The organism is Pseudescherichia sp., assembly GCF_032052675.1.
In the GTDB taxonomy this organism is placed as follows: Bacteria; Pseudomonadota; Gammaproteobacteria; order Enterobacterales; family Enterobacteriaceae; genus Pseudescherichia.
Genome location: NZ_DAMBWA010000020.1, coordinates 13,132 through 29,424, shown reverse-complemented (window position 1 = coordinate 29,424; position 16,293 = coordinate 13,132). Strand labels below are relative to the sequence as shown.

The window sequence follows — 16,293 nt, the reverse complement described above, 5'->3', positions numbered from 1 at the left end:
GAGGTACGGTGAGCCTCTGCCCACCGTAAAAAGGGTACGTTAGCAGACGCCGAAGTTGCCTTCTTCTTTATACAGAGTGACATCAGCAGCTTTAATGGTTACCTTTTCACCCTGCTCGTTACTGGCAGGTACGGCAACAATCTGGTCCTCATTCACTTCAACAACTTTAAGCTTCTGTCCGCCGATGCGGGGCTGAACATAATCACCAACTGAAAACATATCGTTTCTCCTGTCATTTGATGCAGTTACTATAGGCCAGGCCTGCTGCCTGAGAAAACCAATTAGATCGATTATAACTATCGTTCAATCCCTTAAGAGAGAGTAAGTCTAATTTTAAACGTAAGTAAAAGAGGGTAAAAGCGTGGGGTAAGAGTGGCAGAGTCGTTCAGAGTAGCTACCCTTAAAGAGAAAATGTCTTTTTTTACAGCCACCTGGATAAATTTTACACGGGAGTAATTATGGGTTTTTGGCGAATTGTACTGACTATTATTCTACCCCCGCTGGGCGTCCTGCTTGGCAAGGGCTTTGGTATGGCCTTCATCCTGAACATTATTCTGACACTTTTGGGTTACATCCCAGGTCTGATTCACGCCTTCTGGGTGCAGTCGCGTCCATAGTGCGAGCCACGGGCAGAAGCTCTGCCCGTAGTCATCACGCCGCTAGCGTTTTTTAACCGCTTGCAGAATGTAGGGTTCCAGTAACTTCGCCACGGCAGCGAAAACCGGGACCACGACGGAGTTGCCGAACTGGCGGTAGGCCTGGGTATCGGAGACCGGAATACGGAACGGTGCCTGCCCAGGCTTTTCAAAGCCCATCAGACGAGCGCACTCTCTTGGCGTTAAGCGTCGTGGCCGTCGCAGCTGGTTTTCAACGTTAGTGAAATCCACTTCGCCAAGCGCCCGATCCCAGCCTCTATCAATTAAAATCTCAGAACCATCTTTGTAGTAGCGGGCCGACAGAGTACGCGCCACACTCTCTGCGCGCGTCGGATCGACCAACCCAAAGCCAAAGCCATTTCCCCGGGCCTGGTGTTTTTTGGCGTAGTGCCAAAGATAGTGCCAGAGCTTTTCTGACAGGATGTATTTGCTGTCAGCATCCGACTGAAGAAGCTCGCCAAAGGTGGGGCGACGCTCGGGATAGAAACGGGCAACGTCGCGCAGGGTAAAACCATTATGAATACCCAGATCGCGTCTGAAGCCGACCAGCACGATACGCTCCCGGTGCTGGGGCAGGAAGTGACGGCCATCGATAACCTTGGGATCGTCTTTACCTACAGCGGCGGCATCGGCAACCTCATAGCCAAGCTCCTCCAGCGTCGCCATGATGACGGCGAAAGTTTTACCTTTATCGTGGCTCTTCAGGTTTTTTACATTTTCCAGTACGAAGATGGCGGGCTTTTTCGCTTTGATAATGCGTGCTACGTCGAAAAAGAGGGTGCCTTGTGCTTCACACTCAAAGCCGTGAGCCCGGCCCAGGGCGTTCTTCTTGCTGACGCCTGCCAGACTGAACGGCTGGCAGGGGAAACCGGCCAGTAGCACGTCATGATCGGGGATAGCATTGTCAATGTGCACATAGGCTTCGGTTTCAGACACCTCTTTATCCGCACTGAGCGTGACTTCCCGGATATCCTGGTTAAACCGATGCGACGCTTCGTCATTAAACCAGTTAGCCTGGTAGGTACGGACCGCACTTTTGTTCCATTCGCTGGTGAAGACGCACTGCCCACCGATGGCTTCAAAGCCGTGACGAATGCCGCCGATACCGGCAAAAAGATCGATAAAGCGAAAGGCATAATTAGGATGGTGTGCCGGAGGGGAGGGCAGCATTTTCTGTAATAGCTCTGCCTCCAGCGCCGTCAGGGATTTGGGCGCGCGCTTACCGTTTACCCAGCGATTAAGTGTCTCCCGGCTCCACTCGCTCTTACCCAGCTTTCGCAGTTGCTCGGCCACATATTTTTGACCATAGATGGCCAGGACCCGATCAAGCAACTTTCTGTCCTGAGCCTGCTGCTGCTCCTCTTGCGTACGCGCACGTTCAAGCAAATCCTGCGCTATCACATCAAATTCCGCCATGATCTCTCCTTGGGTTTAATGTGTGAAAATATATCACTCATTTGACCCAGCGAAACGAAGAATTTTTGTTAAATAGTGCCGGGTAACCGTTGAGCCCCTCAGCGGCAACATCAGAAGCGATCGGGCAAATTCCTGTTGATACGAATCAGCCTGCCTTTTTCCATCTCAATAAACCCACCCGCTTTAAGTTCTGAAAGGATTTTTAGAATGATACTTCGCGATAGTCTGGAGAACGTTTGCATATATTTTACGACGGTATAGCGCTCTTTAATAGTCTGTCCATTTTCACTGTTCATATAAATGAGATAGCTTCTAATAATCTCATAGGCTGACTGCAATCCGGACGTAGCGGTCCGTGCGGCTAAGGAGTTGATTATAGTAACCATGACGTTGATAACGTCAGGCCAGAGATGTTTTTCCTCAATTGTTTTTATGAAATCGCCAACGCTAATAGAATCAACCATACAGGGTACAATAGCCTCATGCTGAGCAATCGTCCCGGCTGGAGCAAGTTGTGCAAGGCCTATAATAGAGGGGCCCATCATAATGCCCAAATTCTGCTTCTTTTCATTTTCGCCCACTGAGCTAATCATCGCGCCATCAAGCAGAAAATAGATTCTCCTGGCACCATGTTCATTTTTGGCTTTGACGGGCAGCGTCTGGCCCGGTTCAAGCAGAGATGGCTGTGTGACAGGAAATTGAGATAAGATAGTGTTTATCGAGTCGAGAGGCTTATTTATTTTATGAAGTTCCATTCTTCTTGTTTATCCTTCTTGGACGTATTGAGGGTGGATATACTATCGTTTGAAAAAAATCAAAGAAAGGCCTAAAGGCAATAATAAACCATCTGATTCGGATTAATAATATTTTGATAATGATTTTAATGTTTTCAGGAGCTATCTGGCTGTTTAAACAGACGCCATCATCAGCCTTTTCCAACCTATAACGAGTCGTTGTTTACGGCAAGTATTCTTGCTAACTTTCTCGCTTCACTTGATTAACAGGTAAAATGATGAGCTGCGTTTTTCTGAGCGTAAAAGGCCCTTCTTATTGACCGGTGACAAATAGATGGGATATGGGGCTTTTTTGCCTGAGTCAGACCAAAAAAGAGAAAGAGGGCCTTGTCTATAATGATAGGTTATTAATTAAGCCGAGCTAATAGTATAGGTAAGCACGCCTTGCAGCCGGTTTCGATCTTTTCTTTCACTTAGGCTATCCCATATTAACAAAAAATTAGAGGTGATTATATGTGGTCAAATGATTCATCGAATAGTCTTATTGTTGCTAACCCTGTCAATGCACTCTCTCAGAAATCAATACCCTCTATGGATGGTGGGGTATATACCGCCTGGATTGATAGCGTTGGCTCGCTGTATGTACAACGTATTGATGCAAGCGGTAACCTATTATGGCCGTTAAGCGCGCCGTCTACAGAGGGTATACTGGTATTGACGCGCCATTTAACCTACACCTATGATTTTGGTTTTAGCTTAGATGCGGAAAATAATATTATAATCGGCATTGACTCGGGGTTTAATGACGGTTCTTCAACTTTCGATTCGCCTGGCGGTAAAGCGCTCGTTTTTAAACTATCACCTGAAGGGGCGTTCCTTTTTGGCGAGGAGGGGGTAGTTGTCTCTCCTGCGGATGAAATTGTAGAACAAGTCTATTGCGTGGTGACAAGCGATAACGGTATTGTTCTCTCCTGGAATAGTGTTAGTGGTGAATATATTAGAACGGTAAAAATTGATGCTAATGGGCAGCAATTATGGGGGGATGGGAAAATAACCGAACCTTTAAAAATGACCGTGCCCATCAATGATCTTATTCCTGACGATAACGGTGGGGCGATTCTGTCATTTATCTATACGACACCGCCTTTTATCAAAGCCATGCTAGGTCAAGAGGCCAAACGGGAGCTTCTTGCACAAAAATTCACTACAAAGGGTAAAAATGCCTGGGCCCAAAAAATTATCACTGTGTATACACCAGGCTCGCTCTCTAACGGGCTTACTGATGGAGTAAAATGTCCTGTCGTTGATGACGGTGCAGGCGGCGCAGTATTCGCGATCCCGGCGCCTAATCCACTTAATAACAGCCAGATAAAAACCTATATTCAACATCTTTTATCCGAAGGCCAATTAAAATACACCGATATCGGCGTAGCTGTTTCAACAAATTCAGTCAATAGCGATCTTGTTCCTTTTGTCAGTTATGACGTTGAAACGGATACAACTTTTGCGCTGTGGAATGCTACAAAACCGAATGAAGAGCAGTCGTATCTTGAGGATGATACGGTAGTGGCACAGATGATTACTGGTTCCGGAAATCGAGCCTGGAGTGATGAAGGTGTGCAATTGGAGGAGTGGTATACTAATGGAATTGGCTCGCAACCCGTAGGCATGTACCCTTTCAACGATGGCACAATGGCTATGTGGATCCCTTCTCGCAACAGGACAGAGGTCGAGAATGATACTATCAGAGCGGCAATGCTTGATAGCCAGGGTGAATATACATGGGCAACTCAAACGGTTGACTTAAAAACAAGTGCCACACAAGCATCTTCCTATAATTCACTCAAAAACACGGATAACACTTTTGCGGTTGCCGCATGGGTAGATAACAGTACTCCTGTACGCGCCCAAAATATTAATGAGGATGGAACACTGGGAGAATAATTTACATCTCGTATAACTGAACTTTCTCATGCTCATAAGGCCCAGACGGTAGGTTTGGGCCTTAACGTTTAAAGTATCGCTGAATAGATAGCTCATTCACATTAATTAGCTGAATGATTTAGCAAACGCATCTCTTCCCTGAACGATCAGCACAAGAGTAACGATATGATAAGTGTCTAACTTGTGGCCAAGAAAAACGATTCCCATCAGGCCGCCGGAGACCGGAATAAGATGTGTGTATATTTCGCTACACGTAATATCAATCAACGAAACGCCTCTGCTCCAGAAGACGTACAAGAGCTATGATGGAAAAAATAAGGAAAATAGTGTCGGCGATAACTAATGGAGTCACGTGATAGAGTACGCTATGAAAACTCCTGCTTAAAAACAACATGTAATATGAATAGCGGAACCAGGATAGCGTTCCCTATCAACGAGCTAAGGGAAACAAATCACGTATTTTTTACTTGCTTATCTTTTAGCCGGAGCAGCGCACAGTAGAACGTCCAGCTAAGGGCAGATGTGATGGTTAATATCTCCCCCCAGCCAAAGGCTTTCATACCTTGACCGCCACTAACGTTGGAAAAGGCAAGATATATCACACCCGCCGTGCTGACTATCACGCCAACAACCCCGAGGCATCCCGCAGACGCCTGATGATTTAGCACGTCACGCCTGTATCAATACGCGGTTTTCCCTTAGGGAAGGAATTAATGCCTGGGAGCTGAAGAGGCGCGATGTCGCTCTGCAATGCCGTATCGACGGGCCGCTGATCTTTAATTCAGTCTACGCCACGATGAACGCTGCTCTGGCGGGATATGGGCTGGCCTATGTTCCTGAGATCCTCGCTCGCCCCTGGCTGGAGAGCGGGCGTCTGCAAGCGGTGCTTCAGGATTGGTGCCCTGTGCAACAGGGTTACCATATTTTCTACTCCAGCGAGCGGCAGCTCTTGCTAGCGCTGGCGCTGATTATCGATACGCTGCGCTATGAGCCACAGGAATAAAGGGTGTGATAGCGGAGAAGAGGCTGGTCCTTAGGTGAACGGCAGACACAAAAAAGCCCGCAGGGCTTGCGCCGTGCGGGCTTTCAGGACTTCATCGGATGACTCTGGTAATCACCGATGGAGAATTTTGGTGGAGCTGGCGGGAGTTGAACCCGCGTCCGAAATTCCTACATACCATTTTAATAGTAATAAAAACAGATATTTAATAATAAAATCATCATGTTATTGTAATTGGTGTTCGTCAGGTTTTATATGATTTTAAGTCTATGCCGCCAATCTGCCGCCATAAATTATCGGTTCCAGTTAAGATTGTGAAGCGGGTTTTTTGTTACTGCATCTTCCAGATGGTCGGGGGCAAAGTGGGCGTATACCATCGTCATTTTGATATCTGCGTGGCCCAGAATATCGCGCAGTACCAGTATGTTTCCTCCATTCATCATAAAATGACTTGCAAAGGTATGACGCAGTACGTGGGTGCATTGCCCCTCAGGTAAATCAATGCCAGCCCGTTTCACTGCACGCTCAAAAGCTTTTCTGCATGGAGTGAATAACCTTCCTCGGTTTTTGGGGAGTTCATCGTACAGTTCCTGAGAGATAGGTACGGTCCTGTTTTTCTTACCTTTGGTTTTGGTATAGGTAATTCGATACTTTGATAGCTGATGTCCCTGCAGGTTTTCGGCTTCGCTCCAGCGTGCGCCGGTCGCCAGGCAAATTTTTGCAATCATCAGCAGGCTAGGACTTTGAGAATCAGCGCAGGCATCTAGCAGGCGTTTGATTTCATCCTCAGCCAGGAACGTCAGTTCCCCTTCAGCGATCTTGAATGTGGGCAGCCCTGCTAAGGGGTTTGGTGCTGACCAATGCCCCATCTTTTTCAGCGTGCCAAATACAGAGGAGAGGTTGCGTTGTTCAAGGTTTACTGTCCGGGGTTTAACTGGCGCCATGAGTACGCCATCTTCATTTTTAATTTCCCCCTTTAACCGGGCTTCCCGGTATTTTGTGAAATCACCTGCGGTTAACTCCGATGCAATGGGATCACCTAGGCCATTGCAAATAATTCTGAGTTTCGCCATTAGGCGTTTAGGGTCCGCAAGGGTCTGTCCGTAGAGTGAATGCCATTGCTCAATCACCTCTGACAAATGGCGCCGGTCTTCCTTTTCTCCCAGCCAGGGCTTTTTGTTAACTTCATCCATGGTGAAGTTTTCAAATGCTATAGCCTCGCCTTTCGTCGCAAACTGCTTGCGTACTCGCTTTCCGTCGCGCCCGGTCGGGTAACACTCGCACAACCATTTTCCGTTCGGCTGCTTCCTGATAGTCATACGTTATAGACTCTTGATAACTTTGACTGCGCGCCCGATGACTTCAACATCATCCACTGAGCACTCAAAAGATGCTTCATCTTGTTGAACCACAATCCTATTACCTGGGATGCGTGAGATTTTGACGAAGCTTTTTACACCATCGATATCTACCAGCCAAAAGCCATTGCTGATCTGTTTCACGGATGTATCAACAACAAAACTATCTGTAGGTGTCTTTACGAACAAAGAATTTGAAGACTCACCCTCTAACAACCTGCTATCCAAAAGCATTTCATCATCTGGCTGCAGTTCACCGTTCTTCAACTCCGCGTGTTTGATGCTGGGAGCAACGATTTTAGAAAGTGGTCTTACTGTGACTGGAGTTTCCTTTTTGAGATTTTTTTCCTCGCTGTCAATTGCATACATTTCCCCCTGACCAGTGGCCAGCCATAAAAGAGATATTCCAGTTTCAAGAGCACATTGGATAACCCATTCAGCGGGAAAGCTATCTCGTAAGTATCTGTTTGCCATAGTGCTTTTTGATACTGACAGATGCTCGCACAGTTGTTGGCGCGAGCTAAAATTGTAGGCCTTAATGAGCCTATTGATCGCATCACGCCCGCCGCTATCGTTACCAGCCTTGATTAAACTCATAATCAAACCCCTTGACGCATATAAAAAGTGATCCTAATATCCATTCAGGTTTTGAAAACCAAACTCAAACCATATAAAACGAGATAAAACGAAACTAAACTAAGAGATACTGCACTATGAGCACTGAGATTTCAATTCGTGTACCAAAAGTGATAGCGACTCCAGCAGAGTTCGCGGAGTGGGAGGGGTACTCTCGCGGCTCTGTTTATCAGATGATTCATAACGGTAAACTTGCTAACTACATTGAAAAGAAAGAGAAAAACAAAGGTCGAGTTTCCATTTTGTATCTTAAGTACAAGCAAGAGCAGGCTCGTAAGAACATGGAGCACTCAGCCTTCAACTACAACGTTGTTGTTGGTCAGTGAGTTCAATTATGAGAACCATTTCAGAGGCTAACATGTTTGATTATCGCGTTTCCAAACATCCTCATTTTGATGAAGCCTGCCGTGCTTTCGCATTGCGTCACAATATGGCGAAACTGGCAGACCGCGCAGGAATGAAGGTTCAGACGCTGCGCAACAAGCTGAACCCGGACCAGCCACATCAACTGACGCCGGCGGAAATCTGGCTGCTTACCGATCTTACTGAGGACTCCACGCTGGTTGACGGCTTTTTGGCTCAGATTCACTGCCTGCCATGCGTACCGATGAACGAAGTGGCAAAAGAGAAGCTGCCGCATTACGTCATGAGCGCTACAGCTGAAATCGGACGTGTTGCCGCCGGTGCCGTATCGGGTGATGTGAAAACCACCGCAGGCCGCCGCGATGTTATCAGCAGCATTAACTCTGTAACTCGTCTGATGGCACTGGCTGCCGTTTCGATGCAGGCGCGTTTGCAGGCTAACCCGGCGATGGCAAGCGCGGTGGATACCGTGACGGGCCTCGGCGCTTCGTTTGGTCTGATCTGAGGTGATTATGCTGACTAAAGAACCTTCTTTCGCGTCACTTCTTGTAAAGCAAAGCCCGGCAATGCACTACGGTCACGGCTGGATCATGGGCAAGGATGGCAAACGCTGGCACCCGTGCCGCTCTCAGGATGAACTGCTGGCTGACTTGTCCACAACCAAACAGGGGAAATCATGGCTATTGAAGGCGCTACGGCGACTGTTCCATTAAGCCCCGGTGAACGCCTGGATGGACTGAACCATATTGCGGAATTGAGGGCTAAAGTGTTTGGTCTGAATATTGAGTCGGAGCTTGAAAGGTTTATTAAAGATATGCGCGATCCACGCGACGTAAATAATAAACAGAATGAGCGGGCACTGGCGGCCATTTTTTATATGGCAAAAATTCCGGCAGAACGTCACGGCGTCAATATTAGTGATCTGACTACTGACGAAAAGCGGGAACTGGTTAAAGCAATGAATCATTTTCGTGCAGTGGTGAGCTTATTTCCCAAACGGCTAACCATGCCGAATTAATCCACAACAGAAATTAATGGCGTAAACCCGCCGGGCTTCCTATTGCCAAAATTCAGGAGAAACAACTATGCGAAATATTGAAACCCGTACCACTAAAACCGGACCAGATGATGCCGGACTCAACCTGCTGCTGACTGAGGCACGCAAAGAAGAACGCCGGGGACGCGCAGATGTGATGGCTGCACGTCTGGACTCTTTGGCAGCCCGTATCGTGTCACGTCAGCTTAACCATACAGAAGCGGCTGAGTTGCTGCGTCAGGAAGCGGTGAAGATTCAGAACGAAGCGCAGGAGATCCACTGATGGCTGATTCAATGGACCTCGTACAGCAGCGCGTTGAAGAAGAACGCCAGCGCCACATCCACACCGCCCGCAATAAGGCACCGGGCTTTTCCCGTGTTCTCTGCATTGATTGCGATGCGCCGATCCCGCCAGCTCGCCGCAGCGCCATTCCGGGCGTGCAGTGCTGCGTCACTTGTCAGGAAATTGCAGAGCTGAAAGGCAAACACTACAACGGGGGTGCTGTATGAGCACTATCCTGAAATGGGCGGGAAATAAAACCGCCATCATGCCGGAACTGATTAAGCACCTTCCTGCTGGCCCGCGACTGGTTGAACCTTTCGCGGGTTCATGCGCTGTAATGATGGCGACAGACTATCCTCATTATCTTGTCGCGGATATTAATCCCGATCTTATCAATCTCTATAAAAAAATTGCCCTCGATTGTGAGGCTTTCATATCACGTGCAAAAAATATTTTTGCGATAGCGAATAGAGAAGTTGCTTATTACAACATTAGACATGAGTTTAATCATTCCTCTGAAATTACTGATTTCATGAAAGCAGTATATTTCCTTTATCTCAATCGTCATGGTTATCGTGGACTGTGCCGCTATAACTTGAGCGGTCATTTTAATGTCCCTTACGGTAATTATAAAAATCCGTATTTCCCTGAAAAAGAAATACGCACTTTTGCAGAAAAGGCTCAACACGCAACGTTTATCTGTGCCAGCTATGACGAAACACTGGCGATGCTGCAGACGGGTGATGTGGTTTATTGTGATCCGCCATACGATGGCACATTTAACGGTTATCACACTGCCGGTTTTACAGAGGACGACCAGTATCATCTGGCGTCTATTCTTGAACGCCGGTCATCAGAAGGTCATCCGGTTATCGTGTCCAACAGCGACACATCCATGACACGCTCCCTTTATCGTAATTTCAACCGCCACCGTATCACCGCAAAGCGCAGCATGGGTGTGGCTGCAGGTGATGGTAAATCTGCATCAGAAATCATCGCCACAAAATCAGCAGGCTGGTTTGATGTCGATTTGGCGTCCGGTCCAGATATCTCGGTGGAAACTGAGGTGCGGGCGTGGCAGTGAGTAAATTCACATTACATAATGCACCAACCACCGGCGGCTCGAATGAGGCCGCCGTGGCCTTTTCATGGAATAACCCCAAAAAAGCGGTTAACCCATATCTTGACCCGGCGGAAGTCGCGCCGGAGTCTGCGCTTTCAAACCTGATCGCTCTTTACGCTGCGGATAACGAGCAGGAGCAGCTGCGCCGTGAGGCGCTGAGCGATGAGGTCTGGGAACGCTATTTCTTCGATGAATCCCGTGATCCTGTCCAGCGTGAAATGGAGCAGGACCGGCTGATTAGCCATGCCAAAATGGCGCGCGAGCAGCAGCGTTTTAATCCCGATCTGGTTATTCTGGCTGACGTTAACGCCATGCCGTCCCATATCAGCAAGCCTCTGCTGGAGCGGATTAAATATTTCCATAGTATGGGCAGAGCAAAAGCCTATTCCCGCTACCTGCGTGAAACAATCAGGCCGTGTCTTGAGCGGCTGGAGCGCGTGCGTGACAGTCAGGTGTCTGCCTCTTTCCGGTTCATGGCGAGTCATGACGGGCTGGAGGGGCTGCTGGTACTGCCTGAAATGAATCAGGATCAGGTCAAGCGTCTTTCCACGCTGGTTGCGGCACATATGAGCATGTGTCTCGATGCGGCCTGTGGTGATCTGTTTGTCAGCGATGGTATTAAACCAGAAGAAATCCGCCAGGCATGGGAAAGGGTTGCCGCAGAGGCGATGCGCCTTGAGGTCATCCCGCCTGCCTTTGAGCAGTTACGCCGCAAAAAGCGCCGCCGCAAGCCGGTGCCCTATGAACTGATCCCACCATCGCTGGCGCGTATGCTGTGCGCGGACTGGTGGTATCGCAAATTGTGGCAGATGCGCTGCGAGTGGCGCGAGGAACAACTGCGCGCCGTCTGCCTGGTCAACAAAAAAGCATCCCCGTATGTCAGCTACGAAGCCGTGATCCACAAACGCGAGCAGCGCCGCAAATCGCTGGAGTTCTTCCGCTCACATGAGCTGGTTAACGAAGACGGCGACACGCTGGACATGGAAGACGTGGTGAACGCCAGCAACAGCAATCCGGCACACCGCCGTAATGAAATGATGGCCTGTGTTAAGGGACTGGAGCTGATCGCGGAAATGCGCGGAGACTGCGCGGTGTTTTATACCATCACCTGCCCGTCACGCTTCCACGCAACCCTCAACAACGGCAGACCTAATCCGAAGTGGACCAGTGCCACTGTCCGGCAGAGTAGTGACTATCTGGTTGATACGTTCGCCGCTTTCCGCAAGGCAATGCACAAGGCCGGGCTGCGCTGGTATGGCGTCAGGGTGGCAGAGCCGCACCACGACGGCACCGTGCACTGGCACCTGCTGTGCTTCATGCGCAAAAAAGATCGCCGTTCCATCACCGCGCTGCTGCGTAAGTTTGCCATCCGTGAAGACCGCGAGGAGCTGGGCACCAATACAGGGCCGCGCTTCAAGTCCGAGCTTATCAACCCGCGCAAGGGCACGCCGACCAGCTATATCGCTAAATACATCAGCAAAAACATCGACGGGCGCGGGCTGGCTAAAGAAATCAGCAAGGAAACCGGCAGATCACTGCGTGATAGCGCCGAGCATGTCAGCGCCTGGGCGTCACTGCACCGTGTCCAGCAATTTCGTTTCTTTGGTATTCCGGGGCGTCAGGCATACCGCGAGCTGCGCTTGCTGGCTGGTCAGGCGGCGAGAGTGCAGGGCGAACGCAAAGCAGGTGCGCCGGTACTGGATAATCCACGTCTGGATGCGGTACTGGCGGCGGCTGATGCGGGCTGCTTTGCCACCTACATCATGAAGCAGGGCGGTGTGCTGGTTCCCCGTAAACATCACCTTGTCCGCACGGCATATGAACTTAACGACGAACCGAGCGCCTACGGCGATCACGGTATCCGTATCTATGGCATCTGGTCCCCGATTGCAGAGGGCAAGATTTGCACGCACGCGGTGAAGTGGAAAAAGGTTCGTAAGGCCGTTGACGTTCAGGAGGCGGCAGCCGACCAGGGCGCTTGCGCCCCTTGGACTCGTGGCAATAACTGTCCCCCTGTTGAAAATTTGAACCAGACAGGGGGGGAAGTACCGGATATTACGGCCTTGGATGAAAAGGCGCTGCAGGACTATCTGCACGGCATGGGCAAAAAGGAACGGCGGGAGCTGGTCGCCCGGCTCAGGCTGGTAAAACCGAAACGGAAAAAGCCTTATAAGCAGGATATTTCTGAGCAGCAGCGCCTGCAGCTGGAGTATGAGCTGCACTCCAGAGGATTCGATAGCAGTGAGTATGAGGTGAATTTACTTTTACGCGGCGGCAGCCTTCCGTCAGGGGGAGGGCTGCGCATCTTTTACCAGAAAGGGCGGCTGCGTGAAGATGACAAATGGAGACAGTATTAGTAACGCTTCGAAAATATTTCTCGTTTTGATCCTTATCAGGGCTATCTTGCTGAATCTCAAAAAGCGTTTTACATTTAGAAATTGATATTATACTGTATGCATAAACAGTGTTTATACATACAGTTATCTTTGAAAGTGGCCTTGGAAGGAGGTAAAATGCAGGATTATCTTTTGGAGTCATTGAAACTTCAGCGCATTGATTTTTTCATAAAGTTAGTAGCGGAGAGTGAGTGCAGCGACGAAGAGAAACATCTTGCTATCCAATGGGTTTCTGAATTGACTGACGAGCTGATGGCTAAAATCCGAAATCATGAACATAAGCGAACATAGACGCAAAAAGTTAGTTTATCGTGGATGTTTCATGCAGGTGTTTCTCCTTATCAATTAACTATTTAGCCATATAAATATCAAATGAAATTATGATCTCGTCTAATTGAATACCTGCTATCTGATTTGTGATCGCTGTCAACATAGTTCAATCTTGTACACATTTTAATGTCTTGTTTTATATGTCATTTCTAAATTTGACTGTATGAAATGACATGTTGACTTTTGATTTTATGAGAGGTAGGCTGAAAACGCCTTTTGTTTTATATTTATTAAATATTCACAGCTTTCTACTGAAAATTTATAACGGGCACTTAAGAGATTAAGTGCCTTTATTATATTAAGGACTAGGTATGAGTAAGAAAGTAAAATTAGATAAAGATAAAGAAAAAGAAACAGAAAGTGATATCGAACAGAAAATAATATTTCCATTTCTAACTAAAAACTCTGTAGATGGCCTTGGGATAAATAAAGAATACATACTTACTAAAAGAAATATAAAAAGCCTAGAAATAGGGAAGGGCAGCACAAAAAAAATATACTACCCAGATTATCTAATTATAATAAATGGTGTTCCTGTATTACTTGTGGAAGCTAAGACACCTGGTGAGGATTTGGATAGCGCATTTCAGGAAGCTAGATTATATGCGCTAGAATTAAACGCGAAATATGAAAGTGGATTGAATCCTCTCACAAAGATTATAGCTACAGATGGCTATGAGTGGCTTGCCGGTGAGTGGGATAATAATCAGGGAAGTTATCGATTAAATGAAATATCGCCTGCGGATAAAGTTTGTGCAAGTTTTCTGGAGGAATTTTCTTTTGATTCCCTTTCGAAGTTGTCTGAGGAGTTTATCGCAAAGTCTGAGCCCAAAAGGTACTGGAAACCTAGAAGAATGATGGGTGGAAAGGCTGCTCAAAACGAAGAGGTTGGTCATAACACTTTTGGTGCAACGTTAATCTCTGAATATGGAAATATTTTCAATCCCAATACACTAAATGATCGCCAGTTTATTGCTCGTGAAGGATATATTTCCTCTAGGCGTCGGGATCGATATACCAAGCCGATTGATAAAATCATCAGAGCGGCGCAACCAGTAAGTAATAGTGACTCTAGGTTAATTGAGGATACCGATAATCCTAAGGAAATAATTGATAAATTCAGGGGGCGTTCTCCTCTTGAAAATAAAGTCTTATTGATTGTTGGTAGCGTTGGATCAGGCAAGACGACTTTTATTGATCATTTAAAAGAGGTTGCCCTGCCAAATGATATTGTTAATAGCACCCTTTGGTTGCGTTTTAATATGAATGAGTCACCTGTATCCTCCGAGGAAGTTTATGATTGGCTTAGGGGTAAAATCATTCAACAATGCGAGTTATCCTATCCTAATATTGACTTTGATTTATTAGACACGTTAAAGAAACTTTATTCGGTGCAGATAAATAAGTTTAATAAGGGTGAAGGGCAGTTGCTGGCTGGTGACGAATATAATAGAGAGTTATACAAAGTTATCAAAGACTGTAAGTCAGATTTACATGAAACAGCTCTTGCATATACTAGATATTGCGGAACTGAGCGTGGTAAACTAGTCGTGATTGTGCTTGATAACTGCGATAAAAGGACTTTGCCTGAACAGTTATTAATGTTTCAGGCTGCTCAATGGTTACAAAATGAATTCAGGTCGTTGATAATCCTTCCCTTAAGAGAAGAGACTTATGATAATTATAGAGATCGCCCTCCTCTCGATACCGCTTTAAAAGATATGGTTTTTCGTATTGAGCCACCTTTGTTCAATTATGTACTTCATTCGAGAGTGCAATTAGTTCTCAAAGAAATGACGAGGAATAGCAGTAGTAACACTCTTTCTTATTCTCTTCCTAATGGTTTTAATGTGGAATATAGTAAGGATGAGCGTTCTTATTATTTGACTTCAATTGTTAATTCTATTTTTGTGCATGATGCGCAGATTAGAAGGATGATAGTTGGGCTTTCAGGGAGAAATATAAGAAGAGCGTTAGAGATCTTCTTGGAGTTTTGTACTAGCGGGCATATTACTGAAGATGAATTTTTGAAGATAAGGCAAAGTGAAGGGCGGTATGCTCTTCCATTACATATAGTCACTAGGGTTTTATTAAGATTAAATCGTAGGTTTTACGATAGCGATAACTCTTATCTGAAAAATATATTTTCAACAGAGAGAGATGATGAAAGAGGTAATCATTTTACAAGGTTCGCAATTCTGAAGTGGTTTTATAATCATTTTGGTTCGAGCGGTCCAACTGGTCTGAAAGGGTATTTCCCTTTATCTACATTAAAAAGAGATTTAGTTAAGTTTGGTTTCTCTCCAAAAGTGATTACTCGTGAGGTTGATTACTTACTTCATGGGCAATGTTTAGTCTCAGAAGATTTTAGAGAGGCAGGAATAACTGATGAAGACTTGCTACGATTATCTTCTGCAGGTTTTGTCCATTTAGATATGCTTTCAAATATAAGTTATCTTGCAGCACTGGCGGAAGATACTCTTTTCCCTGCTGAACATATTGCAAAAAGAGTTTCTGACCGTATGGGCTCGGTTCAGAATCAGTATAATAAGCAAATGGTGAGTGCCAATGCTAAGGAGTTAGTTGATTTCCTTGAGGCTCAGCGTGCTACAATTGCAGATTTTTCGGAAGAGTTTATTGCAGGGAGTGACTATCGCGATTTAACTGATATTCAGGCTGCGGTAAATGCAGTTCGGGCATTTGAGGAAAAAATCCGCGATCCTGAGTGGGCTGATTTCGAATCTAAGTTCCAGTCTGGAGATGTATTAGAAGGTACGGTTAGAAACTGTGACCAAAAATATGGGATTTTTGTTAATTTCACAGGGAAAATTACTGGTTTAATTCATAAATCCAAGTTACCAATGGGCTATGTCCGAATGAATGAGTTTTCAAGAGGGAACAGAATCAGAGTACGCATAGAAAATGATTTCAATGCAGTTGAACAAAAAATTAGTTTATCACTTGTTGAAAAGAATGATTCTTAAACCATGGCAAGTGCTGCTTATATGATGGGTTGTA

The 16,293-nt window shown here is 46.6% G+C and carries 18 protein-coding genes; 13 read left to right on the top strand and 5 right to left on the bottom strand.

What is annotated here, in order from left to right; genetic code table 11:
- Positions 1-39: 39 nt before the first annotated feature.
- The gene (locus RTX96_RS19760) at positions 40-219 is read right to left on the bottom strand and encodes a hypothetical protein (protein WP_103818183.1); all 180 of its coding nucleotides are present in this window, start codon (positions 217-219) and stop codon (positions 40-42) included.
- A gap of 239 nt (positions 220-458) precedes the next feature.
- Here RTX96_RS19760 and RTX96_RS19755 point away from each other — a divergent pair, with 239 nt between their 5' ends.
- Positions 459-617, top strand: a complete 159-nt coding sequence (locus RTX96_RS19755) for a YqaE/Pmp3 family membrane protein (protein WP_103818182.1) — start codon at positions 459-461, stop codon at positions 615-617.
- Positions 618-659: 42 nt separating this feature from the next.
- Here the strand turns inward: RTX96_RS19755 and RTX96_RS19750 are convergent, their stop codons facing one another.
- Complete coding sequence (locus RTX96_RS19750; RefSeq protein WP_312671857.1) at positions 660-2,072, bottom strand: DNA cytosine methyltransferase; 1,413 nt, start codon at positions 2,070-2,072, stop codon at positions 660-662.
- Positions 2,073-2,182: 110 nt separating this feature from the next.
- A complete protein-coding gene (locus RTX96_RS19745) occupies positions 2,183-2,827 on the bottom strand; it encodes a helix-turn-helix domain-containing protein (RefSeq protein WP_312671856.1) in 645 nt (214 codons plus the stop codon).
- Between the two features lie 492 nt (positions 2,828-3,319).
- Here RTX96_RS19745 and RTX96_RS19740 point away from each other — a divergent pair, with 492 nt between their 5' ends.
- Together RTX96_RS19740 and RTX96_RS19735 are read left to right on the top strand one after the other, a co-directional pair.
- Positions 3,320-4,750 carry a hypothetical protein gene (locus RTX96_RS19740; RefSeq protein WP_312671855.1) on the top strand — a complete coding sequence of 477 codons (1,431 nt, stop codon included), beginning with the start codon at positions 3,320-3,322 and terminating at the stop codon, positions 4,748-4,750.
- Positions 4,751-5,390: 640 nt separating this feature from the next.
- The gene (locus tag RTX96_RS19735) at positions 5,391-5,753 is read left to right on the top strand and encodes a LysR substrate-binding domain-containing protein (protein WP_312671869.1); all 363 of its coding nucleotides are present in this window, start codon (positions 5,391-5,393) and stop codon (positions 5,751-5,753) included.
- A gap of 290 nt (positions 5,754-6,043) precedes the next feature.
- Here RTX96_RS19735 and RTX96_RS19730 read toward each other — a convergent pair whose 3' ends face one another.
- Together RTX96_RS19730 and RTX96_RS19725 are read right to left on the bottom strand one after the other, a co-directional pair.
- Positions 6,044-7,069, bottom strand: a complete 1,026-nt coding sequence (locus RTX96_RS19730; protein WP_088544957.1) for a site-specific integrase — start codon at positions 7,067-7,069, stop codon at positions 6,044-6,046.
- A 3-nt stretch (positions 7,070-7,072) separates the two neighbouring features.
- Positions 7,073-7,705, bottom strand: a complete 633-nt coding sequence (locus RTX96_RS19725; RefSeq protein ID WP_312671854.1) for a phage repressor protein CI — start codon at positions 7,703-7,705, stop codon at positions 7,073-7,075.
- A 116-nt stretch (positions 7,706-7,821) separates the two neighbouring features.
- Here RTX96_RS19725 and RTX96_RS19720 point away from each other — a divergent pair, with 116 nt between their 5' ends.
- The 10 genes from RTX96_RS19720 (at position 7,822) to RTX96_RS19675 (ending at position 16,259) form a co-directional block, all read left to right on the top strand.
- A complete protein-coding gene (locus RTX96_RS19720; protein ID WP_033146281.1) occupies positions 7,822-8,070 on the top strand; it encodes a hypothetical protein in 249 nt (82 codons plus the stop codon).
- Positions 8,071-8,102: 32 nt separating this feature from the next.
- Positions 8,103-8,612 carry a phage regulatory CII family protein gene (locus RTX96_RS19715; RefSeq protein ID WP_312671868.1) on the top strand — a complete coding sequence of 170 codons (510 nt, stop codon included), beginning with the start codon at positions 8,103-8,105 and terminating at the stop codon, positions 8,610-8,612.
- 7 nt (positions 8,613-8,619) lie between these two features.
- A complete protein-coding gene (locus RTX96_RS19710; protein ID WP_032442472.1) occupies positions 8,620-8,820 on the top strand; it encodes a phage filamentation protein Fil family protein in 201 nt (66 codons plus the stop codon).
- Entirely contained in the window at positions 8,784-9,125 is a 342-nt protein-coding gene (locus tag RTX96_RS19705) for a DUF5347 domain-containing protein (protein WP_048971665.1), read from the top strand. Before RTX96_RS19710 ends, RTX96_RS19705 begins: the two co-directional genes overlap by 37 nt.
- A 67-nt stretch (positions 9,126-9,192) precedes the next feature.
- Positions 9,193-9,426 carry a DUF2732 family protein gene (locus tag RTX96_RS19700; protein ID WP_001744223.1) on the top strand — a complete coding sequence of 78 codons (234 nt, stop codon included), beginning with the start codon at positions 9,193-9,195 and terminating at the stop codon, positions 9,424-9,426.
- Positions 9,426-9,653, top strand: a complete 228-nt coding sequence (locus RTX96_RS19695; RefSeq protein ID WP_024552873.1) for a TraR/DksA family transcriptional regulator — start codon at positions 9,426-9,428, stop codon at positions 9,651-9,653. The genes RTX96_RS19700 and RTX96_RS19695 overlap by 1 nt, the downstream gene beginning before the upstream one ends.
- A complete protein-coding gene (locus RTX96_RS19690) occupies positions 9,650-10,510 on the top strand; it encodes a DNA adenine methylase (RefSeq protein ID WP_024552872.1) in 861 nt (286 codons plus the stop codon). Before RTX96_RS19695 ends, RTX96_RS19690 begins: the two co-directional genes overlap by 4 nt.
- Positions 10,501-12,906, top strand: coding sequence for a replication endonuclease (locus RTX96_RS19685; RefSeq protein WP_312671853.1), 2,406 nt, complete (start codon positions 10,501-10,503; stop codon positions 12,904-12,906). Before RTX96_RS19690 ends, RTX96_RS19685 begins: the two co-directional genes overlap by 10 nt.
- A gap of 156 nt (positions 12,907-13,062) precedes the next feature.
- A complete protein-coding gene (locus tag RTX96_RS19680; protein WP_059446320.1) occupies positions 13,063-13,236 on the top strand; it encodes a hypothetical protein in 174 nt (57 codons plus the stop codon).
- Positions 13,237-13,586: 350 nt separating this feature from the next.
- On the top strand, positions 13,587-16,259 hold the full coding sequence (locus RTX96_RS19675) for a S1 RNA-binding domain-containing protein (protein ID WP_064138368.1): 2,673 nt from the start codon (positions 13,587-13,589) through the stop codon (positions 16,257-16,259).
- The last annotated feature ends 34 nt before the right edge of the window (positions 16,260-16,293 follow it).